The 25,740-nt window shown below is 44.1% G+C and carries 22 protein-coding genes, 2 pseudogenes and 1 riboswitch; of the genes and pseudogenes, 15 read left to right on the forward strand and 9 right to left on the reverse strand.

Features of this window, described 5'->3' with window-relative positions:
- The first annotated feature begins 32 nt into the window (after window positions 1-32).
- Entirely contained in the window at window positions 33-983 is a 951-nt protein-coding gene (gene dnaI, locus QFZ78_RS30155) for a primosomal protein DnaI (RefSeq protein WP_307553037.1), read from the forward strand.
- 142 nt (window positions 984-1,125) lie between these two features.
- Here the strand turns inward: dnaI and QFZ78_RS30160 are convergent, their stop codons facing one another.
- Window positions 1,126-1,269: a YqzM family protein gene (locus QFZ78_RS30160; protein ID WP_082562634.1), complete on the reverse strand. Its 144-nt coding sequence runs from the start codon at window positions 1,267-1,269 to the stop codon at window positions 1,126-1,128.
- A gap of 210 nt (window positions 1,270-1,479) precedes the next feature.
- On the opposite strand from QFZ78_RS30160, the gene QFZ78_RS30165 reads away from it, so the two are divergent.
- The 3 genes from QFZ78_RS30165 (at window position 1,480) to uvrC (ending at window position 4,524) form a co-directional block, all read left to right on the forward strand.
- Window positions 1,480-1,863, forward strand: coding sequence for a MerR family transcriptional regulator (locus QFZ78_RS30165; RefSeq protein WP_307555952.1), 384 nt, complete (start codon window positions 1,480-1,482; stop codon window positions 1,861-1,863).
- 142 nt (window positions 1,864-2,005) lie between these two features.
- On the forward strand, window positions 2,006-2,320 hold the full coding sequence (gene trxA, locus QFZ78_RS30170; RefSeq protein WP_057307540.1) for a thioredoxin: 315 nt from the start codon (window positions 2,006-2,008) through the stop codon (window positions 2,318-2,320).
- 206 nt (window positions 2,321-2,526) lie between these two features.
- Window positions 2,527-4,524, forward strand: coding sequence for an excinuclease ABC subunit UvrC (gene uvrC, locus QFZ78_RS30175; RefSeq protein WP_307553039.1), 1,998 nt, complete (start codon window positions 2,527-2,529; stop codon window positions 4,522-4,524).
- Here the strand turns inward: uvrC and QFZ78_RS30180 are convergent.
- Window positions 4,484-6,055, reverse strand: a complete 1,572-nt coding sequence (locus tag QFZ78_RS30180) for a CPBP family intramembrane glutamic endopeptidase (protein WP_307553041.1) — start codon at window positions 6,053-6,055, stop codon at window positions 4,484-4,486. The genes uvrC and QFZ78_RS30180 overlap by 41 nt on opposite strands.
- 276 nt (window positions 6,056-6,331) lie before the next feature.
- Between QFZ78_RS30180 and QFZ78_RS30185 the strand changes: the two genes are divergently transcribed.
- From QFZ78_RS30185 to QFZ78_RS30195, 3 genes are all read left to right on the forward strand, one after another.
- Window positions 6,332-7,684, forward strand: a complete 1,353-nt coding sequence (locus QFZ78_RS30185; protein WP_307553043.1) for a TrkH family potassium uptake protein — start codon at window positions 6,332-6,334, stop codon at window positions 7,682-7,684.
- Between the two features lie 14 nt (window positions 7,685-7,698).
- A complete protein-coding gene (locus QFZ78_RS30190; RefSeq protein WP_307553045.1) occupies window positions 7,699-8,361 on the forward strand; it encodes a potassium channel family protein in 663 nt (220 codons plus the stop codon).
- A 199-nt stretch (window positions 8,362-8,560) separates the two neighbouring features.
- Window positions 8,561-9,298, forward strand: a complete 738-nt coding sequence (locus QFZ78_RS30195) for a response regulator transcription factor (RefSeq protein WP_307553047.1) — start codon at window positions 8,561-8,563, stop codon at window positions 9,296-9,298.
- 63 nt (window positions 9,299-9,361) lie between these two features.
- On the opposite strand, the gene QFZ78_RS30200 is transcribed toward QFZ78_RS30195, so the two are convergent.
- Together QFZ78_RS30200 and QFZ78_RS30205 are read right to left on the reverse strand one after the other, a co-directional pair.
- Window positions 9,362-9,724: a hypothetical protein gene (locus tag QFZ78_RS30200; protein ID WP_307553049.1), complete on the reverse strand. Its 363-nt coding sequence runs from the start codon at window positions 9,722-9,724 to the stop codon at window positions 9,362-9,364.
- Window positions 9,725-9,854: 130 nt separating this feature from the next.
- Window positions 9,855-10,751: a LysR family transcriptional regulator gene (locus QFZ78_RS30205; RefSeq protein ID WP_307553050.1), complete on the reverse strand. Its 897-nt coding sequence runs from the start codon at window positions 10,749-10,751 to the stop codon at window positions 9,855-9,857.
- 288 nt (window positions 10,752-11,039) lie between these two features.
- Between QFZ78_RS30205 and QFZ78_RS30210 the strand changes: the two genes are divergently transcribed.
- The 6 genes from QFZ78_RS30210 (at window position 11,040) to QFZ78_RS30235 (ending at window position 17,813) form a co-directional block, all read left to right on the forward strand.
- A complete protein-coding gene (locus QFZ78_RS30210) occupies window positions 11,040-11,696 on the forward strand; it encodes a succinate dehydrogenase cytochrome b558 subunit (protein ID WP_307553052.1) in 657 nt (218 codons plus the stop codon).
- Window positions 11,697-11,712: 16 nt separating this feature from the next.
- Window positions 11,713-13,476, forward strand: coding sequence for a succinate dehydrogenase flavoprotein subunit (gene sdhA, locus QFZ78_RS30215; RefSeq protein WP_307553054.1), 1,764 nt, complete (start codon window positions 11,713-11,715; stop codon window positions 13,474-13,476).
- Window positions 13,477-13,478: 2 nt separating this feature from the next.
- The gene (gene sdhB / locus QFZ78_RS30220) at window positions 13,479-14,243 is read left to right on the forward strand and encodes a succinate dehydrogenase iron-sulfur subunit (RefSeq protein ID WP_307553056.1); all 765 of its coding nucleotides are present in this window, start codon (window positions 13,479-13,481) and stop codon (window positions 14,241-14,243) included.
- 725 nt (window positions 14,244-14,968) lie between these two features.
- Window positions 14,969-15,077, forward strand: a riboswitch (guanidine-I (ykkC/yxkD leader).
- Between the two features lie 64 nt (window positions 15,078-15,141).
- A complete protein-coding gene (locus QFZ78_RS30225; RefSeq protein ID WP_307553058.1) occupies window positions 15,142-16,161 on the forward strand; it encodes an ABC transporter substrate-binding protein in 1,020 nt (339 codons plus the stop codon).
- A gap of 23 nt (window positions 16,162-16,184) precedes the next feature.
- Window positions 16,185-17,003, forward strand: a complete 819-nt coding sequence (locus tag QFZ78_RS30230) for an ABC transporter permease (protein ID WP_307553060.1) — start codon at window positions 16,185-16,187, stop codon at window positions 17,001-17,003.
- A 3-nt stretch (window positions 17,004-17,006) separates the two neighbouring features.
- Window positions 17,007-17,813: an ABC transporter ATP-binding protein gene (locus tag QFZ78_RS30235; RefSeq protein WP_307553061.1), complete on the forward strand. Its 807-nt coding sequence runs from the start codon at window positions 17,007-17,009 to the stop codon at window positions 17,811-17,813.
- A gap of 102 nt (window positions 17,814-17,915) precedes the next feature.
- On the opposite strand, the gene QFZ78_RS30240 is transcribed toward QFZ78_RS30235, so the two are convergent.
- Entirely contained in the window at window positions 17,916-18,803 is an 888-nt protein-coding gene (locus QFZ78_RS30240) for an EamA family transporter (protein ID WP_307553063.1), read from the reverse strand.
- A gap of 186 nt (window positions 18,804-18,989) precedes the next feature.
- Here QFZ78_RS30240 and QFZ78_RS30245 point away from each other — a divergent pair, with 186 nt between their 5' ends.
- Window positions 18,990-20,048 carry a LacI family DNA-binding transcriptional regulator gene (locus QFZ78_RS30245; protein ID WP_307553065.1) on the forward strand — a complete coding sequence of 353 codons (1,059 nt, stop codon included), beginning with the start codon at window positions 18,990-18,992 and terminating at the stop codon, window positions 20,046-20,048.
- 60 nt (window positions 20,049-20,108) lie between these two features.
- Here the strand turns inward: QFZ78_RS30245 and QFZ78_RS30250 are convergent, their stop codons facing one another.
- From QFZ78_RS30250 to QFZ78_RS30265, 4 genes and pseudogenes are all read right to left on the reverse strand, one after another.
- Window positions 20,109-21,074: a cation diffusion facilitator family transporter gene (locus QFZ78_RS30250; protein ID WP_307553067.1), complete on the reverse strand. Its 966-nt coding sequence runs from the start codon at window positions 21,072-21,074 to the stop codon at window positions 20,109-20,111.
- 193 nt (window positions 21,075-21,267) lie between these two features.
- Window positions 21,268-21,507, reverse strand: a pseudogene (locus QFZ78_RS30255) (SDR family oxidoreductase); the annotation flags it as partial.
- Entirely contained in the window at window positions 21,504-21,692 is a 189-nt protein-coding gene (locus tag QFZ78_RS30260) for an SDR family NAD(P)-dependent oxidoreductase (RefSeq protein WP_373461078.1), read from the reverse strand. The gene QFZ78_RS30260 and the pseudogene QFZ78_RS30255, both read right to left, overlap by 4 nt.
- 169 nt (window positions 21,693-21,861) lie before the next feature.
- Window positions 21,862-22,182 (reverse strand): annotated as a pseudogene (locus tag QFZ78_RS30265) (tyrosine-type recombinase/integrase); the annotation flags it as partial.
- Window positions 22,183-22,272: 90 nt separating this feature from the next.
- Here QFZ78_RS30265 and QFZ78_RS30270 point away from each other — a divergent pair.
- Window positions 22,273-25,440: an ATP-binding cassette domain-containing protein gene (locus QFZ78_RS30270; RefSeq protein ID WP_307553069.1), complete on the forward strand. Its 3,168-nt coding sequence runs from the start codon at window positions 22,273-22,275 to the stop codon at window positions 25,438-25,440.
- Window positions 25,441-25,740 lie beyond the last annotated feature (300 nt).

A 25,740-nucleotide genomic window follows, 5' to 3' on the forward strand; every position in this document is an offset into this window, starting at 1 on the left:
GTACAAGAGAATTATAAGGAGGTGCAGGAAGCATGGATTCCCTGTCTCACTTACTCAAATCAATGCCGCAATCCGAATGGAGACGAAAGGCAGAAGCGAAAATTAAAGTCGTCATGGATGACGCCTTAGTTCACAAATTTCGCCAAAAGTATCCATTTGTCGATGACTATACCATTAAGATTAATATGAACAAGCTGTATCAATATGTGACAGAGTTCAAAAACTGTTCGAACTGCCCAGGCTTAGAAAACTGTCCAAATGATATGACAGGGCATTATACGATGTTAACAGCAGACTCCGTCAATGAAAAGTCGTTTGTTCATGAGGAAAAGGTAGCTTGCAAGAAGTTCAACGCGAAGCAGCTGCAGGATGCCATAAGCAGCCGAATCCGCACCTTTCATGTGGATCCGCGGATGATTTCGCGCAGCTACTCTTTTGAAGACATCCTTGAAACGGATCTGGATCGGGCAAAAGCCGTTATGCAAATTAACGACTATGTCAGCCTGACAATGGAAGAGGGGCTTCAGACAAGAGGACTCTACTTATCCGGATCATTTGGAACGGGGAAGACGTTCCTGATGGGCTATATGTTGCACCAGCTGGCCAAAGTCGGTATGACAGGTGCAATCGTCTATATGCCGGATTTTGCCGAGGACTTGAAGGGGATGTTCCAGGAGCCCTACAAGCTGAAGGAAACGATTGATCTACTGAAGGAAACGGATCTATTAGTTTTCGATGATATTGGCGCGGAGAATTTGAATCCGTGGCTGCGAGATCATGTCATTGGCGCTATCGTGAATCATCGCATGAATCGTATGCCGACCTTTTTCACATCCAATTATGCACTTTCTGATTTGGAGAAGCATTTTAGCTTCACGAATAAAGATGGTGACGAGGAGTACAAGGGACAGCGGATTATGGACCGAATTCGACCTTTTGTCGATGTGGTTGTGGTAACAGGTACGAACAAGCGTGGGAAATAATAAAAAGCTGTGCAGATGAGTTCATCTGCACAGCTTTTTTGACCATCTAATAAAATATAAGTTTTTCCTAATAACAAACGGTATGAAAAACCGCTTCACACGGCGTGCAAAGCGGTTCTCTTCCAGGCCAGCTTGGACATTCCTATTTCATAACTTGAATCACGGTTGCAATGGCTGCAATTAGAAACAAAAAGCCAAAGAAAGCGCCAAAGCCAATGCCTACATCCATGAAATCATTACGCGGTTCTTCGTACACGTGAAGCTCAGGGTGTTTAGGATCGCTCATGTGGTTACCCCCCAACGTCCGACATTCGTATGTTTAAGTTTAGTATACCCAAATTCGTCGAAAGTTGTAAAGCTTATCAAAGTGACAATTGTGCAAACAATAACGGATAGCAGCGGAAAGGTTAAAATAAGACTTGACTCTAACATTAGTGTCATGGTTTACAATGAAATCATCCTTACTTGATCAAGGAAAAGGAAAAAGGTGAAGGCCATGCGGATTAGTGAGTTATCCAAGCTTACCGGAGCCAGCATTCGTTCTTTGCGGTATTATGAGGCGAAAGGGCTAATCGCGACACAGCGTGAAGAAAACGGATATCGGGTGTTCAACCAGATGGCTGTTGAGCGCGTGAAAACCATTCAGTTTTATTTGAGCTTAGGGTTTACGACCGAACAAATTGAAAGCTTTCTGAACTGCGTCATGAAAAATCAGGAGTCGATGTGCGATGATTTGCTGCCACTCTACACAGAGAAGCTCGAAGAAATCGAACAACAGATGAAGATGCTGCAGCTGCTGCAAGCTAATTTGAAGGATCGTATTGCTTATATCGAGCAGCAAAGACTTCAGGGGCTGCCTGTAGGTTTTCCTGCTAAGTAGATCCAACTTCAACCTTTTTGCTAACTTATGGCTTGGTTGAAATGACCCACTGGTGTGGTATACTTTACATGTTGACGTTCATCGGTAGCTAGGTACTACTTGATGTTATAAATCAAATCCATTCTTAGAAGGAGGAACTATCATGTCAATCGTGAATGTTTCTGATAACAGCTTTAAAGCTGAAGTTGAAGGAGAAGGTACAGTACTTGTAGACTTCTGGGCACCTTGGTGCGGACCTTGTAAAATGATCGCTCCCGTTTTGGAAGAGCTGGATAAAGAAATTGAGTCCTTGAAAATCGCAAAAGTAAACGTGGATGACAATCCAGAGTCAGCTGCTCGCTTCGGTGTTATGAGTATCCCAACATTGATCGTTTTCAAAGACGGACAGCCTGTTGATAAAGTGGTTGGTTTCCAATCCAAAGAAGCGTTGAAAAATGTTGTTTCTCGTCATCAATAATTTGTTACAAACTAGAAACAATTGTTCGTGAGAAAAAGCTCTTTTTCTGCTATGCTGAAAAAGAGCTTTTTTTTGTTTTTCGATAATAGGGGAGCGTTTAAATTGGCTGCTGCTTAGACGATTATGTTGTTTGACATGCAACAATTGTTTGAGTGGATGGACAATTAGGAAATGTGTAAGTTTTTGTGCGAGAGGAGATTGGATGCATGACCGAGCATGAGCATGAGGACGCTGGAGTCCGCGAACAGAGTCTGGAAGTAATTAAACACAAGCTGAGCTTATTACCGGATAAGCCAGGCTGTTATATCATGAAAAACCGCGAGGGTACCATCATTTATGTGGGAAAAGCGAAGGTACTAAAGAATCGTGTGCGCTCCTATTTCACGGGGAGCCACAGTGCGAAGACGCAAAAACTAGTCAGCGAAATCCGCGACTTTGAATATATAATTACCTCCTCGAACATGGAGGCTTTGATTCTTGAGTGTAATCTGATTAAACAGCATCATCCGCGGTACAACGTACTCTTGAAGGATGATAAGACGTTCCCGTACATCAAGATTACACATGAAGAGCAGCCGCGCCTAGAAGTCACGCGGCGGGTGTTCAAGGATAAGGGCAAGTACTTCGGCCCTTATCCGAATGCCTTTGCGGCCCAGCAGACGAAGAAGCTGTTGGACCGGCTTTATCCACTGCGCAAGTGCAAGACGATGCCCGAGAAAGTATGCCTATACTATCATATCGGGCAGTGTCTGGCGCCTTGCGTGTTAGATGTATCCGCCGAGACGAACGAGCGGATGGTGCAAGAGATCAGCCGTTTCCTGAACGGGGGACACGACGTTATTAAGGAAGAGCTGACGGCCAAAATGCTGGCCGCAGCGGAGGAACTGAACTTCGAGCGCGCCAAGGAGCTGCGCGATCATATCATGAACATCGACGCCGTGATGGAGAAGCAGAAGATCACGACGGCAGATGCGCTAGACCGAGATGTCTTTGGTTACGCGGTCGACAAGGGCTGGATGGCTGTGCACATCCAGTATATGCGGCAGGGCAAGCTCATTGAGCGGCACGTCTCGCTATTTCCGTATTACGGTGATGAGTACAATGACTTCATCACCTACGTTACTCAGGTCTACAGCGATAATCCGGCGCTGCCGAAGGAGATCTTCCTGCCGTCGATACCCGTGCATGCGGCTGTTGCTCCCATGACGGGGGCAGAAGGTGCTGCGGATACTCTTACAGCTGCTCCTACAGATGCCCTTATTGAAGCCTCCACTGAAGCATCAATGGACATCTCTGCCGAAATCCCTGCGGAAGTTGTGGCTCAAGTAGAGGCCGAAGAGAAGGATGTCCGCGAAGCACTGGAATCATGGCTCAAGGTCAAGGTGCATATCCCTCAGCGTGGGCTGAAGAAGCAAATGGTCGATATGGCCAAAGACAACGCCCGCAATGCGCTGGATGAGAAATTTCGTTTGGTGGAGCGCGATGAGCGCCGTACGACCAAAGCGGTCGAGAATCTTGGAGAATGGCTCGGCGTGGGAACGATTCGCCGCATTGAAGCGTTCGATAACTCGAACATTCAAGGGACGAATCCTGTTTCTGCGATGGTTGTCTTCGTGGACGGCAGGCCCGATCGTAAGGAGTACCGTAAGTACAAAGTCAAAACAGTCGTTGGCCCGGATGACTACGAAACGATGCGAGAGGTCATCCGCCGGCGGTATGAGCGTGTGCTTAAAGACAATCTCACGATGCCTGACCTGATCGTCGTGGACGGAGGGAAAGGGCAGATCTCAGCAGCTGTCGACGTGCTTGAGAACGAATTAGGCCTGTTCATTCCGATCTGTGGACTCGTCAAAGATGCGAAGCACAAAACAGCGCAGCTCATGATCGGAGATCCCGCAGAAGTTGTGCCATTGCCGCGTGACAGCCAAGAGTTCTACCTGCTGCAGCGGATTCAGGACGAGGTTCACCGATTCGCGATTACGTTCCACCGCGAAACAAGGGCGAAGTCAATGGTTGTTTCACAGCTGGACGCGATTCCGGGCATCGGAGAGAAACGCCGGAAGGCATTGCTTAAGCATTTTGGCTCCGTACGCAAAATAAAAGAGGCTGAAGTCCAAGACTTCAAGCCTCTGGGTATAGGTGAGAAATTAGCTATCGAAATTCTCAAAGCGCTTCAAGGCGAGGCGGCGGCTCCCCAGGAATAAGGGGACCCCGCCTTTTTCCATGCAGCCAGGCTAGGAGCAAGCCAATCAAACCAGGCAGCAGGATGTAGAAAATGCCAGCAAGCACATCGCTTATATGTCCGAGGTAGAAGAGGGACATCCCCATGAGGATGCTGTCCATGCAGGCATGAGCGAATACGGCGGTAATGAAACCGTACTTAAGGAAGACATAACCAAGAATAATGCCTATGATGGTGACCTCGATTAGCCGAGTATAGACTGGATAAATGGGATACTGGGTATGACTAGCCGCCCAGATCACGCTGGGAATAACAATTGCAATGAAGTTTGAGCGAAACAGCTTCTTGAATAGAATGATGCCAAGCAGCCGGTAGGTCGCTTCTTCCGATATGGCAGCAACCCAGGCCATAAGCGGGAAGAAGCGGGGTTCAATCATATTAAGAACAGAATCGGACGGATCATTCACAGCCCAAACATCAAAATTCACTTCACCTGTATAAAAGAGCACCTGCTGAACGCCTAAGATAAAGAGAGCAAGCAAATAGCCGCGCCCCATGCCGCTATAAACCTCAGTCCCAAATGAGGATTCTTTCCAAGCCGGCCATTTCCGCTCTCCGATTGAATGCCACAATCCATTACCTGCTACTAGAGCTAAGTAGAGAGATATGCCGAGCAGGACAGTCACTACATTCATGAACATAATAGTTGCCCATGTTGCGAATTCATCGTTCATAGCTCCACTCATAGATCTAAAAGCAGGGTACATATTAAAGTTGTTAGTGATATAAATGGCTAAGAAAATGGCTGTCAAAAGAAGGCCTCTACTGAATTTCATATATTTTCTATAGATAATGGCGAATACAATCGCGGCAATGGTCATGATGAGAGTAAAGCCCATGGAAATCCAAGTCATGATTGATGCGGAGCGATCCTGCTGATCGATCCAGATTTGATGCGACGCCGGTAAGCTAAACAGCACGTTATAACCGGTCAGATTTTTATCATCGAAATCAACTCGAACTTGTAACTTTGCTTCACCAAGCGGTTTCGTTTGCTTTTCATAAAATAAGGTTGTTCCATGTGCTTGATCGTCTTCGGCAGTCCCCTTATCTATGGGTACGAAGTCATCCGGCTCAAATCCTTGCTTCCGAATTTCCTGCTTGGCCAAAATATCTGCTTTCTGCTTACTGATGATTGCCTGATCGGATGGATTTTGCGTTTCACGCCATCCAATAACGGATGCATTCGTGTAATTAATCTCAACTTCAAACTGACGGTTGGTCTTGGTGTCTTCTACGCTTACTCGATAATAATCAATGGGGTAACGCTCCCCATATTCCTTCATATAGACTTCTAATAAATGCTCCTTTTGCAAATAACCGCTGCGTTCCTTCTTGGATTGATAAACAACAAAGGTTTGCGGGTTATGCACATCGTAGCGCTCACTTACAAATTGAGCTGCGCGATCCGCAGCCTGCTGCTTCGTGATGGATGGATTGTCTTCTGCCGACGTTTCTTCGGCCTGAAGTCCGTATAAAGCGGATATTCCCAAGTAAAGAGCTACTCCAATGCATGCAAGGAAAAGGAGAAAACGATTTAATTTTGGCCTGATCATAGTGAGTTCCCTTCTACATTCTCGATTCTGAAATCACATCTTTCACGTTATCATAGTTTAAAAAGAAAGCCAATTTAGTGGTAAAGAATTAAAAACAATTATATAATACCTATCAATTGGATAACGTTCGGAATTTCTAAATAATAACGGGGGAATCCTACCGTTAATGTATTGGGAATCCTTATGTCTTTTTTTGCAAACACAGGAGGCACTATGATTAAAAAAATGAATATTTGGCGATTGACGCCTCCACAAATTCTCGTTCTCGGATTTGCTGCTATTATTTTCTTAGGAGCAGGTCTTTTGACGCTTCCTTTTGCTTCGGCAACAGGACATTCGATTGCTTTCATTGATGCGCTTTTTACAGCGACTTCGGCAACATGTGTGACAGGTTTGGTCGTAGTGGATACAGGTAGTGCCTACACGATGTTTGGGCAAATCGTCATTGTGAGCTTGATTCAAGTTGGCGGCTTGGGTTTCATGACAATGGCGACTTTAATCGCTTTTGCCTTCCGTAAAAAAATTACGTTAAAAGAACGACTGGTTCTGCAAGAGGCTTTTAACCAAGGCAGTATGGAAGGTATTGTCAGACTTATCCGTAAAGTTATTATTTATTCGTTATCGATTGAGGCCATTGCAGCAGTGATTTTAACGATTCGTTGGTCATTTGATATGGATTTTGGTCAAGCCCTTTATTTCGGAATCTGGCATGCGATTTCGATGTTTAATAACGCTGGTTTCGATTTATTTGGAACTGTCGATGCACCATTTGTCTCCTTTACAGCCTATGCCGACGATTTTGTTGTGAACTTTGTTGTAATGGCGCTTATTGTGCTTGGGGGTATTGGATTCATTGTTATGTCCGATCTGATGGACTTCCGGAACAAGAAAAAGCTTACCCTGCATTCCAAAGTTGTTCTTAGCATGTCGGGTTTTCTAATTGTGTTTGGAGCCCTTGTCATCTTTATATTCGAATTTACAAATAACAGAACCATGGGTTCACTGGATATGGGCGGCAAAGTATTAGCTTCTTTCTTTCAATCCGTTGCTCCGCGTACAGCCGGTCCGAATACAGTAGATATTGGAGCTCTTCGTCAAGCATCTCAATTTTTTATCATCATTCTGATGTTTATCGGTGCATCTCCTGGCTCTACAGGGGGAGGTATCAAAACAACCACATTCACAATTCTTATTAGCGCTATCATTACCATGATTCGAGGGAAAGAAGACATTGTTATTTATCGTTACCGCTTGGCGAAAGACCGCATTCTCAAAGCTATTACTTTAACGATGATGGCATTATTTCTGGTAATCTTAGTGACGATGCTATTATCGACAACAGAGGATTCGCAATTTTTGAAAATTTTGTTCGAGGTCACTTCTGCCTTTGGAACTGTAGGTCTATCTATGGGGTTGACCCCAGATTTAACGACATTTGGCAAGGTTCTCATTTGTATAACGATGTTTGCAGGAAGATTGGGAACCATCACATTAGCTTATGCCCTGCAACCGAAGCAAGAGAAAGAACTATATAGATACCCAGAGGGTAAAATCACGATTGGATAAGGGGAACTACGAATATGAAAAAAAATCAATATGTTGTAATCGGGCTGGGTCGTTTTGGGGCCAGTATTTCCAAAGAACTCATAAAGCTTGGTTATGAAGTGTTGGGTATTGATAAAGATGAAGAAGTCGTTGACGAGCTGAGTTCTGTGCTTACCCATACGGTAGTTGCGGATGCGACGGATGAAGAGGTATTGAAATCACTGGGCGTACGAAATTTCGACTGCGCTGTTGTAGCCATTGGGGATGATATTCAATCGAGTATCCTAGCGGCCATTGTTCTTAAAGATTTGGGGATCAAAAAGGTTGTCGCTAAGGCATTGTCCGAATTGCATGGGAAAGTACTGAATAAGCTAGGTGTTGACCGTGTAATTTATCCGGAGAGAGATATGGGGATTCGTGTTGCACATCAACTAGTATCACCTAATCTTCTGGACTATATTGAGATTTCCAAAGAGTATACGATCGTGGAATTATCTGTGCCTAAGAATCTATGTGGCTTTGCTCTCAGAGAGCTGGATCCTCGTGCTAAGTATGGCTGCAGCATTGTCGCTATCAATAAAAAAAATGGCATTATCATTGCACCTACGGCGGGTGATGTCGTGAATGAGAATGATGTAATGGTCATCATCGGAACCAACAATCAAATTGATAAATTTGAAAGTGAAGTCATCGGGTGATGTAAAATACAACCTCGATCTAATTGAACATGTTATCATTTTACACTTGCTTATTTTGGATTGGGCATGACAAATAAAGCCCGACGATCCCGATAACCTTAATTAAAATAAATTTCTTTGATCGCCATGCGACTTTTCAATTAATAAATTTGCGAGTACATATACAGCAAGAGAATTTCTAACTGAAGGTGGACTCCCCATGTATAAGGTATTAATAATTGAAGACGATGCCATGATCGGCGATATGGTCACTATGTATTTAAGTGAAGAAGGATTTCATGTCATTAGGAAGGCGAATGGGGCAGAAGGCATTGCCGCTGTCACCCAGTTTGATCCAGATGTCATTTTGCTTGATCTGATGCTGCCTGATATGGATGGTCTTGCGTTATGCAGACAAGTTCGGGAAACCTCGAAAATACCTATTATGATCGTCTCGATGAAAAGTAAAGTCGTTGAACGAGTTAACGCTCTTGGTGTTGGTGCGGACGACTATATGTGTAAACCTTTCAGTATGCATGAGATGAGTGCGAGAGTTCACGCTCTCATTCGGCGCTCCAACTTGTATTTGAAATCGAGTGTGAATACCCGACAAGTAAAGGAAGCAGTTGGAGGATCAACAACTGCGGTATTAGAGGCAGTCTTGGATATCGATAAGAAGATTACGCTCAATCCGAATACACGCTCTATGCGTGTTCATGGTGTTTTAGTAGAGACGACATATTCGGAATTCGAAATTATGAAATGCTTCGTGAATCATCCAGGTCGCGTCTATAGCCGAGAAGATTTACTGCAAACGGTTCGCGGATTTGACTGTTTAGTAACGGATCGGGCCATTGATGTACATATTGCTAACCTTCGTAAAAAGATCGAGGACAATCCCAAAGAACCTAAGTGGATTCGGACGGTTTGGGGTGTAGGCTACAAATTTATTTATTAGAAGATTTGAATAATGATGAAAAAGCGGTAAGTGGGTGCCCCCCCCATTTACCGCTTTTTTGCATTAACCAATGATGGCGTAAGCGGAAACTCCAGAACGAACGGTACGTGTACGGAATAAGTTACCGTCTTCATCGAAAGTTCTAAGAACCAAGGTGCGTGTTGTCGGAGTGTTAATTGTACTGAATACAGCAGTTCCAAAGGCATCGAAATTAGCTGTAGCGATGAGGGTTCCTCCTGTAGATGAGGCTCTACAAGTAAAGCCCGAAGTAACGAATGGAACACCAGCGTTATTTACCCAAAGGACGGTAAACCTGGTTAGTGTTTGTCTGGGTCCGATTTTTTTGTTAAGAGGAACCCGAGCGTAAGTTTTGCCTCTTAGACCCAAATCTCTACGAGTAGGGACACTTCGTTTTTTGGTTGGCATCTTAGTGGTCACCTCCTTTTTCTCTATCTGCTCCTAGTAGATGTCGAAAAAGGGTTGCCCGTGAAGTAGTTTTACCTATTTAATAGAAAATGTGTAAATATAATAGAGACAATTAGTAGATTGAGAGGTTTTATTTTTGTTTGGCGAAGTAATTGACCGCTTGAGTTATAAACTTCATAGACGCCATATTATCCGCTGTATGGTCGGAGTAAATGAGGGAAGTCGTTCGTTTCGTCTGTTCTAACTCGACCAGATTACGCAAAATCAATTCATTATTACGAATTAAATCTTCACGTAAATAGGATCTTGGAAGCAAGGTTGCTGTTTTACAGGTTGAAACGAGTCGGATGATGGCTTCGAAGGAATCGATCTCCATTTGCACGTTGGGTAATATGGTAAAACGGTTAAATAGCTCATCCATCAAGATGCGATACCAAGTGCCTTTGGAAAAGAGGATCATTGGCAATTCATTTAAATCGTTCATCGTGATGGTGGCGCGATCGATAAGCGGATGCCCAAGAGGAAGCACCAGACATAAGTGATCATCAAATAATGGTTCGCAATGAAGGCTGGAAGCATTAATCTGGGAAGCAACGATGCCGATATCCACTTTATTTTCTTTCGCCATGGTAACGATCTCGTGCGTCTTACCTGTAAGAAGCTTAATTTCCGTCAGCGGGTAATCCTGCAAGTAATCTGTGATAAGATCTGGGAGTGTTGTTTGCAGCGTTGTCAGGCTCGCTCCTATGGTAATTGAAGTGTGGCTGCCAGCTGCTTTGTAGGTTTGGATCGCTTGCTTGAACTTTCGCTCGAGATGACGCAGTTCCAAAGCATGGTCATAGCAAATTTGACCGACTTTGGTCAGCTCCAGCCTTTTACCTTTGCGGATAAATAGTTCTACACCCAACTCTTCCTCGAGCTTCATTATTTTGCGAGAGAGAGCTGGTTGAGAGATGTTTAATAGCTGAGATGCTTTATTGAGGCTTACTTGTTCGACAACAACAGCGAAAACATCCAAGAGTTCCATGCTTCTATCGACTCCTTTTGCGCCATGCATATGTGTGTAAGTTATAAGTGTATATAAAAAAACGGCACTTCCATTATAAGCGTGAAAGAGGTACGATGTACATGTCACTTTTTATTCACATTTCTTGGACGAAGGTGTATAATCATTCACTGGTTTGGCAAAATAGGCTTGGATGATTATGGGTTGACGCTCGTTTGCGGCGAGAGTACAATGATATGTGGCTTGTCTTGTCTGATAATGTCGGATAAATGATGAATAAATTTTTAAGAGGGGGGAATTGGTTCAATTATGGGTAATTCGTATTATTTTCGGAAGATCCACTCTTTGCTTGGCGTAATTCCAGTGGGCTTCTTTCTCGTCGAGCATCTGCTCTCAAACTATGAGGCAACAAAGGGTCCGGCTGCTTTCGTAGAAATGGTGATGTGGCTGAACAGTTTGCCGCTAGTGCTTTTTCTTGAAATTTTCGGCATCTGGCTGCCGCTTCTTTACCATGCGGTTTATGGCTTGTATGTAGCGTATCAAGCTCGCAATAACGTGTCGCAGTATGGTTACTTCCGTAATCAAATGTTCTTGCTCCAACGTGTTACTGGTGTTATCACCTTCTTGTTCGTTGCTTGGCATTTCTTCGAAACGCGTTTGCAGGTTGCTTTCGGCAACGTAGCGCATGAAGAGCTTGGCCGAACGATGCATGATATCGCGACGAATCCGGTTATGTTCACGATCTATGTGATTGGTACAGTCTCCGCGGCATTCCACTTCAGTAACGGTATGTGGTCGTTCCTCGTTAGCTGGGGAATCACGGTTGGCCCTCGCGCACAACGCTTTTCCTCGTATATCTGGATGGCTTTGTTTGTCGTGATGTCCATTATGTTTATTATGACTCTGGTCGCATTTACAGATACTCAATTTCAGCAGCTTCCAGTAGAAGCGCATACGGGGAAATAAGGGAGGGTGAACAGAAGTGGCTAATTCAAAAGTTATCGTCGTCGGTGGAGGCCTTGCGGGACTCATGGCGACAATTAAGGCAGCAGAGGCCGGAGTTCACGTGCAATTGTTCTCCTTGGTTCCTGTTAAACGTTCCCACTCCGTATGTGCGCAAGGCGGCATTAACGGAGCGGTGAATACGAAGGGTGAAGGTGACTCCACGTGGGAGCACTTTGATGATACAGTTTACGGTGGAGATTTCTTAGCAAATCAACCACCTGTTAAAGCTTTATGCGATGCGGCTCCAGGTATTATTCACTTGATGGACCGTATGGGCGTTATGTTCAACCGTACACCAGAAGGTCTTCTCGACTTCCGTCGTTTCGGTGGAACGAAATATCATCGTACGGCATTCGCAGGCGCTACTACAGGGCAGCAGCTCTTGTACGCACTTGATGAGCAAGTACGCCGCTGGGAAACAGCTGGTCTAGTAACGAAATTCGAGCATTGGGAGTTCCTAGGTTCCGTTCTCGATGATGATGGCACGTGCCGTGGTATTGCAGCTCAAGATTTGCGGAGCATGGAAATTCAAACATTCCCATCCGATGCGGTCATCTTAGCTACAGGCGGTCCTGGTATCATTTTCGGCAAAACAACGAACTCGGTTATTAATACAGGCACAGCAGCAAGTGCTGTTTACCAACAAGGCGTTAAATATGCGAATGGCGAGATGATTCAAATTCACCCAACAGCGATTCCCGGAGATGACAAGCTTCGCTTGATGTCTGAATCTGCGCGTGGTGAAGGCGGACGTATTTGGACATACAAAGACGGGAAGCCTTGGTACTTCCTCGAAGAGAAATATCCGGCATACGGTAACTTGGTGCCACGTGATATTGCAACTCGCGAGATCTTCTCGGTGTGCGTAGACCAGAAGCTTGGTATTAACGGCGAGAACATGGTTTACCTCGATCTTTCTCATAAAGATCCGAAGGAGCTTGATATTAAGCTCGGCGGAATTATGGAAATCTACGAGAAATTCATGGGCGATGATCCGCGTAAAATTCCGATGAAGATTTTCCCTGCGGTTCACTATTCCATGGGCGGAATCTGGGTCGATTACAACATGATGACGAACATTCCCGGCTTGTTCGCTGCTGGTGAGTGTGAGTATCAGCATCATGGTGCGAACCGTCTCGGAGCGAACTCGCTCGTTTCGGCCATCTATGATGGGATGGTTTCCGGTCCTAAAGCGGTTGAGTATATCCGCGGCTTAGAGAAGCACGCTGATGATACTTCCTCGATCGTATACGATCGCGAGAAGAAGCGTCATACAGATCGTTATGAGAACTTGCTCAAAATGAACAATGGTACGGAGAATGCCTATGTTCTGCATAAAGAGCTTGGCGACATGATGAATGCCAACATGACGGTTGTTCGTTACAATGATCGTCTCGAAGATACCATTGGTAAGATCAAGGATTTGAAAGAAAGATACAACAACATCAACATCACAGATACAGCTCGTTGGAACAATCAAGGGGTTGCGTTCACACGTCAGCTCTGGAACATGTTCGAGTTGGCTGAAGCGATGACACTTGGCGCCTTGCTGCGTAACGAGAGCCGCGGCGCGCATTACAAGCCAGAATTCACTGAACGTGATGATGAGAACTTCATGAAAACAACAATTGCCGATTGGACGCCAGATGGTCCGAAAATCAGCTATGAAGAAATCGATGTATCTTTGATTGCACCGCGGAAACGTGACTACTCCACGGAGAAGAAAAAGGGAGGACATTAATCATGGCTGAGACACTAAGCGCACAAAAGACAGTGAAGTTTATCGTGACTCGTCAAGAGAGTCCAGATTCCAAACCTTATACCGAGGAATTTGAAATTCCTTATCGCTCCAATATGAATGTCATCAGCGGTTTGATGGAAGTACAGCGTAATCCGAAGAATGCCAAAGGTGACAAGACGACACCTGTATGCTGGGAATCCAACTGTCTCGAGGAAGTATGCGGAGCTTGTTCCATGGTGATCAACGGTAAGCCGCGTCAAGCTTGTTCGGCTCTGGTTGATAAATTGGAGCAGCCGATTCGCGTAGCTCCAATGAGCACGTTCCCTGTTATGCGTGACCTTGTTATCGACCGTGGGCGCATGTTCACTGCTTTGAAGAAAGTAAAAGCATGGGTTCCAATCGACGGTACGTATGATCTTGGACCAGGACCTCGTATGGCGGAGTCGAAGCGTCAATGGGCTTACGAGCTTTCCAAATGTATGACATGCGGCGTTTGTCTTGAGGCTTGTCCGAACGTAAATGATAAGAACTCCTTTATCGGGCCAGCATCGCTTTCTCAAGTTCGACTGTTCAATGCGCATCCAACGGGTGAAATGAACAAAGACGAGCGTCTGGATACGTTGATGACAGATGGCGGTATCGAAGGCTGCGGTAACTCGCAGAACTGCGTACGCTCCTGTCCGAAAGGCATTCCGCTGACGACTTCAATCGCAGCACTGAATGCAGATACAACGAAACATATGTTCAAAAAATGGTTAGGCGTGTAAACGAAATCGCCCAAGCCCGATGCCCTGATCTTTTCAGGGTGTCGGGCTTTTTTATAACGCTAAAAGTATTAATTCAGACTCTCAATGGATGATGTTGTATAAAGTGCAACAATAGCTGCCTATATCGCGCCTCGCTCCCTTCGTTGTTGCATAATATACAACAATTGGGCCCTATACAAGCCATTTTGCAACAAAAGGGCTCAAAGTGTTGTACAAACTGCAACTTTAACATGCAAAGTAGCCTTTGGGAGTGGGAATTGTTGCAGAAAATACAACTTTGGTAACCACGGAGAGGGGGATACGGTATTTTCGATGGAAACCCCGCTCACAGAAATAGACCATCAGGAGGATAGCCCTGATGGTCTCTGTAAGATTAGAGGCTAGTCAGCGGGCAGGCTATCAGCTTGAGTGGCTGCTTGATTATTTATAGGGGAAATCAGGAGAGGATGCTCGGATAAAAGGTGTCCTTCTTGAATACCAGAAATAGAAGGGCTCGTTGATGTAACAGGTTTAGGTAGAACAAGTTGATTATCTAACATCGTAATATGGAAATGAATCGAGTACATCGTATACACCTCCGGTTAGTAGTTATATATGTTATATATTATTACACATACAGCTATTTTGACAACCAATTATTAATTTGTGTTATATATATTGACATACAACTCGGATGTAAGTATGATTAAGACAAATGTAAGACATCGAAGTACCAACCTCATAGCAAACTTGTTTTCTAGGGTTCCGCGACAGAATGAAGGCTGTTGGTCAGGTCCAAGAGAAGACACACGGTGAGCTTCATCGTGCACACGGAGGGATAAAAGCCCGGGAGGATATCAGAATATGATATCGTTCCGGGCTTTTCTTTTTACCATTACAAATGGAGAGGGAGATCGGAATGAGACAAAGAGTGGTATTCCTGATGATGGCGTTGTTATTGATTTTTACAGTAGTTAGCGGATGTACGAGCAAAGGGGCAACTGGCACTACAGGAAAAAGCGGAGAACCGATTAAATTAGCACTCAGTCCATGGCCAGGTTGGTTTGTGTGGTATTTAGTGAAGGAAAAGGGGTTCTTTGAGAAAAATGGGGTTAATGTTGATCTCATTTGGTTCCCGGTATATAGCGATTCCTTATCAGCATTAGCGTCTGGTAAAGTCGATGCGAACAGCCAAACGTTAAGTGATACACTTGCTCCAGCAAGTAAAGGAATTAAACTCAAGGCAGTGCTGGTGAACGATAACTCCAATGGCGGAGACGGTGTTGTTGTGAAGCCGAGCATTCATTCATTGAAGGATTTGAAGGGGAAGAAAGTAGCGACTGAGCTGGGAACGGTTGATCACCTTCTGATGCTAACTGCACTTGAAAAGGCCGGGCTTGCCGAGAAAGATGTTGCTTATACGAATATGACAGTTAACGATGCAGGACCTGCTTTCATTTCAGGCAACCTGGACGCCGCGGTACTATGGGAGCCATTCCTAAGCAAGGCGATTCAAGAGGGCAAAGGTAAGTTATTATTTTCCTCCAAGGATACACCCGGACTTATCCCTGATCTGCTAGTTTTCAAAGAAGAAATAACGAAGAATCGTCCGGAAGATGTGAAAAAAATCATCAACGCTTGGTTCGACGCTTTGGATTACTGGAAGGCCAATCCAGAAGAGTCATTGAATATAATGGCAAAAGCAGCAGAGACGCCGGTTGATGAATATAAAGCTGGCGTGGATAGCGTGAAAATTTTCCAACTTGAAGATAATGTGAAAGCTTTCCAAAAGGGCGATAACTTAGAATCCCTACACTTTACTTCGCAGAAGACGGCCGAGTTCTTAAAGGGATTAGATATGCTGACTTCCATTCCGAAGGCGGAAAGCTTCTTAGATGGACACTTTGTAGAAGAAGTGCTGAAGGAACGTAAGAAATAACAACTGGAGAGCGAGGGCTCTAAATGGACACCATGGTGAAAAAAAGGCGCAAATCAACTTTGTTTGCCATACGGGGCGATATTAGCCGTAGAACTTATACATCCGGTGTCGTGCTCATTGTTGTGATAGCTCTGCTCTTCTGGAGTGTGCTCAGCTATGGCGGCTTTGTAAATCGTACGTTCTTACCTACACCGGATCAAGTACTTCGTCAGTTTGCAATTCAACTTCAGAGTTCTGTCTTCTGGAACCATGTTGGCATAAGTATTTTTCGAGTAGGGGCGGGCTTCCTGCTTGCTTGTTTACTGGGTATTCCGCTTGGCATCCTGGCTGGTACGTTTCGCTTCGCTGAAGCGCTGCTCGTTCCTCCAACAGAGTTTATCCGGTATATGCCAGCGACGGCTTTCATCCCGCTTATTATGGTATGGGCAGGGATTGGTGAATGGGCGAAGGTGATCGTCATCTTCATCGGCTGCTTCTTCCAGCTCATGCTGATGGTTGCCGATAATACACGTTCGGTATCCAATGATTTGCTTCAAACCTCCTATACCCTTGGTGCGAACCGCTGGCAAGTGATCGAAAAGGTGCTTATTCCTGCACTACTGCCGGATTTAATGAACACCATGCGATTAATCATCGGTTGGGCTTGGACTTATCTCGTTGTAGCTGAATTGGTTGCGGCTAGCAGTGGACTAGGGTTCTCTATTATGAAAGCACAGCGGTTCCTCAATACGGATCTGATTTTCGTAGGAATTATCGCCATTGGCTTGCTTGGATTACTAACGGATCGCACATTTGCTTATTGTCACCGCAGATTTTTCCCGTGGTTGGAAGGAGGGCGTTAAATCATGCATGCTTTGAATAGGGAGCCCTCTAATGACAGAGCTATGGCTGTGAGCAAAATTATGGCGACGGATGTAACGAAAGTGTATAGCACAAAGAAATCCCAGTTTGTTGCGTTGGATCGGGTTTCATTCCATGTGGATGCGCATGAGTTTGTCAGTTTTGTAGGTCCATCAGGCTGTGGCAAGTCCTCTCTGCTCCGAATTCTTGCGGGTTTAGAGCCATTGACGACAGGTACGTTAAGCATTTCCGGTCATGAAATTGATGGTCCTGGCGCTGACCGTGGGATGGTATTCCAATCGTACACCTTATTCCCTTGGCTTTCTGTGAGGGAGAATATCGAGTTCGGACTGACACTCAAAGGCGTTCCTTTATTCGAAAAGAGGGCCATTTCCGATCACTTCATGGAGCTTGTCGGGCTGCAGAAGTTCGCCAGATCGCTGCCGAAAGAGCTTTCGGGCGGCATGAAGCAGCGGGTCGCCATCGCTCGGGCCCTCGCGAACAATCCGGAAGTCCTGCTGATGGATGAGCCATTTGGTGCGCTCGATCCGCAGACGAAGAATTCGATGCAGGAGCTGTTGCTGCGTATTTGGGAAAAGGAAAAAACCACCGTCGTTTTCATTACCCATGACATCGAGGAGGCTATTTTCTTATCTCAGCGCGTGTATGTGATGCAGGCGCATCCAGGAAGGATTCGCCAAGAAATCGTGATTCCACAAGGACTTCGAGAGACCTTGGAGTGTAAAGATACGGAGTCGTTTATTAAACTGAAGAAACAAATTATTTCACTTATAGGGGATCATGAGGACTAACCCGCACTGAAATCGTAGGCAAAATAAACGAAAAAAAAGAAGGTGATGAATAATTCTCATCACCTTCTTTGGCATGAATCGCGAATTTATAGTGAATTTATCTTACAGCTTTACGAATATGAGACCTGCGAATAGAAGTGTTAAGGCGAGACCTTGCAGGATTGTCAGCTTTTCTTTATAAACGAGCACAGAGCCGACAACGACGACAAGACCATAGGTCGAGAAAATGGGTGCGACGATGGAACCTGGCCCCATTTGCAGCGCAACGGAGTAAAGCTGAAGGCCACCGTAAGAGAAGCAGCCAGAAAGCAGTCCCCATAGAAGTCCTGTACGACTTGGTGACCCATCATAGGTTGCGATGAGTCCTTGTTGGACAGGCTTTTGCTGCTTCTTGGTGTGGCTAGCTGCGGCAATGGCGAACCAAATGGCGGAGAGCAGATAACTGATGAGTAGAATAGGCGTATTCGCTAATGCTAGCTCGGCAGTAACTTTTAAGCCGCCGTTGCGGAAGAAGAAAAGAAGTCCGCCGAGTGCAACGAGTGCGAACCATTTCTTCTCTTTGATGGTAAGAGGCTCTTTGAGCTTAATGGATACAAGTACCGCTGAAGCAATGAGCAGGACGATGCCGCCGGCTTCCGTGCTATGTATACGTTCACCGTAGATTGTGACGGACATGAGAATGACTAACAAAATATTTAAGTTCATTAGCGGTGCTGTCAAGCTTGCCGGACCGTTATCGAGCGCCTTCATGAACACGACATTGCCCCAGCCTGACCCCACGCCAATGATGATGCCAGCTAACCAAACACGCCAATCGTCTAAGAAGAGGGAGCCTTCCCATAGACTGTTCACAGTGAAGCCAAGTGTTCCTGTGAGATAGAGTCCGAGCAATAGATGCGGTGTGGAGCCTTGGCGCATTTGACTCGCTTTCATAAAAAAGCCGGTTAGACCAAATAGTACGGCACTGCCGACTGCAGCAATAAACCACATGATGTGTGAACTCCTTACGTTTTCGTTTCATAGGGCTGCATGCACCCCCAAGCAATTGCTTTTTCGAATACACGAATCTATTCATTATAGCGAATTGCTGTAGGAATGCACAGATTATCGAAATTTGACGAGCGATTTGCTTATCGATAAAATGAGTTAAAGCATTTCAAGAATGAGGGATTTCCTATGAAGAGAAGTAAACAGCCCACCATTGTAGATGTTGCTTCCGAAGCGGGCGTTTCCATTGCGACAGTTTCTAATGTTTTAAATCGGAGAAAGGTGCCGATGTCGCCGGAGACGATACGCAAAGTGGAGGATGCCGTCATACAGCTGGGTTATCGCCGCAATGTGATGGCAACGAACCTTAGCCGGCGCCGATCCTATGAGCTAGGGCTTATCATACCGCATTTTGGCGGCTATTATGGCCGATTTGCAGAGAAGCTTGAGCAGAAAGTACATAGTTTCGGCTACCATTTATCCGTATTTTCAGCAGCGGGTATGGATCCAGTGATCGAGAAGCGTCACCTGGAGCACTTGCTGCAGCGAAGAGTAGACGGTTTAGTGAGCCATGGTTTAGCGATGAGTATGCAATCGACCCAGCAATTAGTCGGTGAGGGCACGCCGCTGGTTATCTTTAATGGCTGGGGTTGGCCTAGCGACATCGTCAAGCTGGCGATTAATTTGGATTTTGCGAAGGCTTCGACGGAAGCTGTGCAGCATTTCCTCACAAACGGCTGCCGCTCCATCATTTATGCCGGCAGGCGTAAAGGGATGGGGGCCAATGAGCAGCGTATTCAAGGGTTTATGGCAGGGTTAGGCGATAAAGCCGAGTCGACAGTTCATGCGCTTCTGGATGCGGGAGAGCTCGGTATCGAAGGTACACTGGAGGAAGCTCTTCGCATAAGCGGCGAGCAGCGACCTATCGGCATTTACACCTTTAATGATGCGTTAGCGTTGGAGCTTCTAGCTGTGTGTCATGAGCGAGGTATTCGCGTGCCAGAGGATGTGCAGTTGATTGGAATGGACAATGAACTGTTTTCTAAAGCCAGCTTTCCCTCTATCACAAGCTTTGACATGCCTGTCGATTTGCAAACGAGATTAGTTGCCGCTTTTCTGATGCGGCAGATTGGTGAAGACTTGGACGAGGAGAATACACAGCTGCTGGACGAGCACCTACCGCGTATTCATGGACATGAGCTATTTATTGATTTGGAGATGATTGTCCGGAAGTCTACAACAACATGAAAAGACCGTTATACTCTCGTTAAGATGAGAAGTATAGCGGTCTTTTTGGCATATCCCTTATTAGATTTGAAGCCCATTTCCATTCGATTGTCTTTGATGCTTCAAGAACTCTTTGCCATAATCCCCATGTGGATTAATGTTGGCATGTTCAATTTGGATGGTTGAATGCTCGATACCATATTTACTTTTCAACGTTTCATTAATTGCAAGAATAACACAGAAGGGCTGAATGTTAGGATTAATGAACACATGCGCAGTTAAAGAGTAATGATCAGTCGAAATCGCCCACAGATGCATTTCATGCACATCTTCGACACCTTCAACACGCGCGATCTCGCTGCGTATTTCATCTAAGTTGAAGCGCTCAGGCACGGATTCCATCAGAATCAGATATGATTCTCGAATGATTTTGCTTCCACCAGTAAAAATAATGCCGCCAATCACCATCGAAATCAGAGGATCGAACAAGAGAAGACCTGTGTAATAAATGATAATAGATGAGATAATGACACCTACCGAGCTGAGTAAATCGCCAAAAAAGTGCCACAGCGCACTTTTCACATTCAGATTGTCTTCTTCTTTCACACTGTTATGAAGAACCAAAGTAAGCACAAGATTGACAACGAAACCGATGGAGGCAATTCCAAGCATAAGCGCCAGGCGAATAGGCTGCGGGTCAATGATACGTTGAATCCCCTCGATGAAAATTCCCAAAGCAATGATACAAAGGGCTAATCCATTCAGAAAAGACGCGATAATCTCAAACCGAAGGAAACCAAAGGTGAATCGAGCATTAGGCTGACGAGTAGCCAGCTTCAAAGCGACCATACTTAGTCCCAAAGCAATGACGTCGGAGATCATATGGGCAGAGTCGGATAGCAAAGCAAGGGAATTCGAGAGCACCCCACCTACAATTTCTACAATAGTGAAAAAGGCGGTCAGTATGAGAGTCACCCATAACGTTTTTCTGGATTTGCTCTGTTCTTTAACATGATGGAGATGATGATAGTCGTATTCGATACTCATACGTTCCCTCCTTATTTATAATAATTCTAATTAAGAATATTATATGCCAGACCTTCGTAAGGTGCAACTGATTTTGTATAAAGAGTATATGAAGACCCTTGAGAGGTCGTGTTTGGCATAGTAAAAGCCTGATTTCTCAGGCTCATCTGTAACTATGTTTCCAGTTGGGATCTGCATGGGAAGTTCTCCTTTATCATCCATGAATTAAAGATTCGGCGCCGTCGATGACGGAAGTTCCGGTAATGTGGTCGGATTGATTCGAAGCGAGGAACAGCACCAGATTCGCGACTTGACTAGCTGTTCCGGAATTGTGTCGGAGCGGATGTTCTCCTTCGGGAAATTCAATAGGGATCGTGATTTCTTCCAGCTCGGGTCTGCGTTCCGTATTCTCATCAATATTCGTTTCGATCGCTCCCGGACAGATGGCGTTTACACCTGCACTTTGGCCACCGCTGCTTCAAGTTCACCGCCAGGGCGGTTGAGCAGCCAGATTTTGAACCCTTTTTCAGCCAAACGTACAGCGGAAGCCAAACCAATGCCGGAGGATGCGCCGGTCACAATGGCGACTTTCTTCGAAATATCGTATGAGTCTGGATGGTTTTGTTCTTGTGCGGTCATTGGAAAAAACCTCCTAAATGAATGGAATACATTTATTAGGTCATTACCCCGGCTTTGCGGGATCGAATCTTAGTGGTGAAATTGTAGGAAAGGTAAGGAAATAAAGCGCTTTCTAATTTGTAACATAATTGAAATGTTCCTGTTATGGTTTCATAATGTTGGCGAGGTATTATAATAACCAAGACCCCCTTTTTAATATAAACTTTTGAACCCGGCCCCGTTGGCTGGGTTCCTTTTTTTTTGTGTATGACAAATAACCCTTATATGGGCCATTTGGTTGTAGTTTTTCATTCCTGAAGGGAGTCTTGGTAGGATTTTGCAAATTCCTTTCAGAGTCCATGATATGCCTCACAGATATAATCCCCTTTTTCAGATCGATATCTGAAAATCTCAACGCATGAATTTCACCCATACGCATACCGCAACGAATTGCTAACACTAAAATAATTTCATGTCTGTGACCATCAATAGCTCTAAAGAAAGTTTTAGCTTCTTCTTCCGTCCCAAAAAATCAATTCATACATTTAACTCTGTGATAACATGGAAAGACTAAGTTTAAAAGAATAGAGAGGATGTACATATGAAAATAAATCGATTAATTTCGAACAATATTAACCTATTAGATGCAGCACTACCAGTAGATAAATCGTTAGGTATTGCTGGTTTGTCTGGATCTGGTAAAACAACTTTTTGTCAAACCATTGGTGAAGAATCCAAGAAGCGTCTCGTTTCTTTATTGCCAAAGGCAGAATATCAGTATTTATTTCCTGAAATTATGGAAACCAATTTCAGTGCCATCAAGATGGAAGAAATGCCTTTAGTCCTTTTTCTCGGAAAATCATCAATTTCATCCAATCCTCGTTCAACCATTGGCACACATACTGGCGTGTTTAAAGAGATTCGTGTTACTCTTGCTGAAAAATTTAATCTTTCTCCAGAAGTTTTTTCCTTTAATAATGCCTTAGGCTGGTGTCCAGATTGTAAAGGGCGCAGTATGACCCAAAATGTCGATTGTCCAAAGTGCAAGGGTAGGCGCTACAATCAAGAAGTTGAGCAATATAAGATGGAATTATTGAATCAACCACATAGTATTTCCGATATCAATAACTTAAGCATTGAAACGATTCTTTCTCTCGCAGAGGAATTACACATTAGTGAAGCGAAGCAGCATATTCTCCAAAATATTATCAATATGAATATAGGCTACTTAACACTAAATCGCATAATGGGTACTTTGTCAGGTGGAGAAATAACACGAATGTACTTGGCAGAATTCATGGCAACTAGTGAAAATACGGTTATTATCATTGATGAAATCTCCGTGGGTCTTGATCACCAAACATTATTGAAAATTTTAGATGAGATTAAACAATTGGGGTATAAGAATCAAATTTGGCTCATTGACCATTCTGACACGGTGCTGGACACATCGGATGAACAATTGTTCTTTGGACCTGGTAGTGGTAAATACGGTGGGAAAATTGTAGAAGAATCACCACGTCCACAACCCATCCATTGTGAACTAAATAAGGCAATGCCAACAGACTACTATCAGTTTCATGATCTTTATTGTCGTAATATTCAAATGGCTGAAATTCAGATTCCCCAAAATAGACTTGTAACCTTTACGGGTGAGTCGGGATGTGGTAAATCTACACTTGTTAATGAGTGTATAGTGAAAGATTTTCAAAAGCGTTATCCAAAAGATAAACTGGTCGTGGTTGGGCAAGATCGAAACCAATCGATTTCCAGTCGGTCAACCATTGCGACGTTTCTTGATATAAAAAAGAAACTCACGAAATATAGTGAGGATATTGATGATATTTTTCAGCGCTCGATTGAAGATATTATTGATGAACTGCCGGGTGAAGACATCGCTCATAAACGCTTGAGCTTATTGATCAAACTTGGGCTTGGTTATTTGACGTTGGAAAGAAAAACACAGTCCTTATCGACAGGAGAATTTCAATGTGTCCATTTAGTATCTGAGCTGTTTGCCAACTCAAGAAACCCGCATACGCTTTTTATTTTCGACGAGCCTTCAAAAGGTTTATCGCAAAATATTTTAAACCAATTCATTGATAGTGTTAGAGACATTCTGCAAGATGAATCGGTCTCCATCCTGATGATTGAACATAATGCCTATATGCTCGAAAGCTCTGATTTTATCGTTGATTTTGGCAAAAGACAACTTGCACCTGTAGAACATCTGGATGTTCTCAGTCATGATGATTATTATCGTCGTCACAAGTATAAAGAAGATAGCAAGGCCCCCTTGCATATTTCTTCCACACTTAAGCAGCAAAATGGTATTCACTACTTACAAGAAAATCAGTTGGACTATTTTAAAAAGGCTGAAAACGTCTATAAAGGTGGTATCCTAAAAAGCTTATCATCCATGGCACATCTGATTTATGGTGAATATGAATCTGATAAGATTGCACCTGTCATCGCCATCGATCTTGAACGACACCTGTATAGTCAATATAGTTTTCTATATGAAATAGGGGGACTGATCAACCATATTGTGGCTGCTCATCCGACCAATAAAGATACAAGAAGCTTCGATTTCTATTATCAAGATAATCATTGTCCAAGTTGTTCGGGTCGTCGAGTTATAGAACGATTTGATATGGATGTTCTCATTCAAGACAAAACAGTGCCATTCTGGGACGGCATGTTACTTCCAGAAGTCATGGATGTCTTGAAATATTATCAGCACGCCAAATTGCACTTCTTATTTGAAGAGATAAAGAACGAACTTGGCCACGATATGAGCAAAAGCTATAATGAGATGTCAGAGGCAGAAAAAAATACGTTCTTATATGGGTATTGGGAAAAGTCGTTTTATGATAAAGCAGGGAAGGCTTCAAGAACATGGGAGGGTTTTAATCTCATCCTTGGGCGTTATATGGTTATTTCGAAGAACATTCCACTTAAAGAGCAAATGAAAGCCTCAAAAGAAATGATTAACTGCCCAGTTTGTCAAGGGACCGTGTTAAATCATCATAAAAAGCTAAAATTTGGTGACACGGATATTCGTGAGATTATTCAACAATCGATTGATCAGGTCATTAAAACTGTAGGGAAGTTACCGGAACTAGAAAAACTAAAATCAATTGTTGGCGGCGATCTTGCACTTACGGAAGATGTCTCCTTACTTCCTAGGGAAACACAAGTTGCGCTGAAAATGCTTGAACTGGAGCTTGCAAGCTTTGTGGGCTATGAAGTGGTTTTACAAAATGCCGTACCATTTTGGGACAAGATTAAAGGTAACCTCGAGGCGATCAGCAGTAATAACTTGATTACCATCTGTGATTTTGCCAATATTGCTGAAACTAGAGAAACCATTATTGATAAGTATTTCACCAATGGGAAATATAAAAAACTAACTTATGTCTATGAAGTGTTTGGCTACAATAAAATTGTTACCCAAATTAATAAAATTAAAGCAAGTCATCCATGTCCATTCTGTAACGGGAAGAAAGTAATTTCAGAGGATGGTCTCCATGAAGGCGTATTTAAATTATCGGTGCCATGTGTTAGCTGTTATGTAAGTGGCATCAATGATGAAGGGCGCAAGGAAATCGTCGATCGTATAGATGTACAAACATGGCTTACTGGCAAAGTAAGTGATGTTGTTGCTGAAAGCTTACTAACTGAGGCAGTTGCAGATATTCCTATCTTCAATCGTATTCGTGAGTTGAATAAACGAGATATGATGGCGGTTTATCATTGCCTGAAGTGAAATACTCTAGCATAGCGTGAAATGATTGCAGATAGACGGATCGTTCGATTAATCATCAAAGTCTCGTAACCCACGCCCCGTTGGCTGGGTTCCTTTTTTTTGTTAAGCACAAAAAGTCTCATTTCATATCTAGCGATATATTTCAAGCTTCCGATTACCAGCACAGCAAGGTATACTAGAAATAACTGCTTAGTCCTTTTGGGATGAACGCCACAACAGATTGCAAACGCATACAAAAATGCAAATCATGCACAATGATTACTCTCAATATGATCGCAACATGGAATCGTGAATGAAATG

This window comes from Paenibacillus sp. V4I5, assembly GCF_030817255.1.
Lineage (GTDB): Bacteria > Bacillota > Bacilli > Paenibacillales > NBRC-103111 > Paenibacillus_E.

What these genes read in the sequence shown, in the direction of transcription:
- QFZ78_RS30240 (WP_307553063.1), bottom strand. Translation starts at nt 18,803, where the DNA reads ATGTGGTTTATTGCTGCAGTCGGCAGTGCCGTACTATTTGGTCTAACC.
- sdhB (WP_307553056.1), top strand. Translation starts at nt 13,479, where the DNA reads ATGGCTGAGACACTAAGCGCACAAAAGACAGTGAAGTTTATCGTGACT.
- QFZ78_RS30190 (WP_307553045.1), top strand. Translation starts at nt 7,699, where the DNA reads ATGAAAAAAAATCAATATGTTGTAATCGGGCTGGGTCGTTTTGGGGCC.
- QFZ78_RS30250 (WP_307553067.1), bottom strand. Translation starts at nt 21,074, where the DNA reads ATGAGTATCGAATACGACTATCATCATCTCCATCATGTTAAAGAACAG.
- QFZ78_RS30200 (WP_307553049.1), bottom strand. Translation starts at nt 9,724, where the DNA reads ATGCCAACCAAAAAACGAAGTGTCCCTACTCGTAGAGATTTGGGTCTA.
- QFZ78_RS30205 (WP_307553050.1), bottom strand. Translation starts at nt 10,751, where the DNA reads ATGGAACTCTTGGATGTTTTCGCTGTTGTTGTCGAACAAGTAAGCCTC.
- QFZ78_RS30270 (WP_307553069.1), top strand. Translation starts at nt 22,273, where the DNA reads ATGAAAATAAATCGATTAATTTCGAACAATATTAACCTATTAGATGCA.
- QFZ78_RS30230 (WP_307553060.1), top strand. Translation starts at nt 16,185, where the DNA reads ATGGACACCATGGTGAAAAAAAGGCGCAAATCAACTTTGTTTGCCATA.
- QFZ78_RS30160 (WP_082562634.1), bottom strand. Translation starts at nt 1,269, where the DNA reads ATGAGCGATCCTAAACACCCTGAGCTTCACGTGTACGAAGAACCGCGT.
- trxA (WP_057307540.1), top strand. Translation starts at nt 2,006, where the DNA reads ATGTCAATCGTGAATGTTTCTGATAACAGCTTTAAAGCTGAAGTTGAA.
- QFZ78_RS30245 (WP_307553065.1), top strand. Translation starts at nt 18,990, where the DNA reads ATGAAGAGAAGTAAACAGCCCACCATTGTAGATGTTGCTTCCGAAGCG.
- uvrC (WP_307553039.1), top strand. Translation starts at nt 2,527, where the DNA reads ATGACCGAGCATGAGCATGAGGACGCTGGAGTCCGCGAACAGAGTCTG.
- dnaI (WP_307553037.1), top strand. Translation starts at nt 33, where the DNA reads ATGGATTCCCTGTCTCACTTACTCAAATCAATGCCGCAATCCGAATGG.
- QFZ78_RS30235 (WP_307553061.1), top strand. Translation starts at nt 17,007, where the DNA reads ATGCATGCTTTGAATAGGGAGCCCTCTAATGACAGAGCTATGGCTGTG.
- QFZ78_RS30195 (WP_307553047.1), top strand. Translation starts at nt 8,561, where the DNA reads ATGTATAAGGTATTAATAATTGAAGACGATGCCATGATCGGCGATATG.
- QFZ78_RS30260 (WP_373461078.1), bottom strand. Translation starts at nt 21,692, where the DNA reads ATGACCGCACAAGAACAAAACCATCCAGACTCATACGATATTTCGAAG.
- QFZ78_RS30165 (WP_307555952.1), top strand. Translation starts at nt 1,480, where the DNA reads ATGCGGATTAGTGAGTTATCCAAGCTTACCGGAGCCAGCATTCGTTCT.
- QFZ78_RS30210 (WP_307553052.1), top strand. Translation starts at nt 11,040, where the DNA reads ATGGGTAATTCGTATTATTTTCGGAAGATCCACTCTTTGCTTGGCGTA.
- QFZ78_RS30225 (WP_307553058.1), top strand. Translation starts at nt 15,142, where the DNA reads ATGAGACAAAGAGTGGTATTCCTGATGATGGCGTTGTTATTGATTTTT.
- QFZ78_RS30185 (WP_307553043.1), top strand. Translation starts at nt 6,332, where the DNA reads ATGATTAAAAAAATGAATATTTGGCGATTGACGCCTCCACAAATTCTC.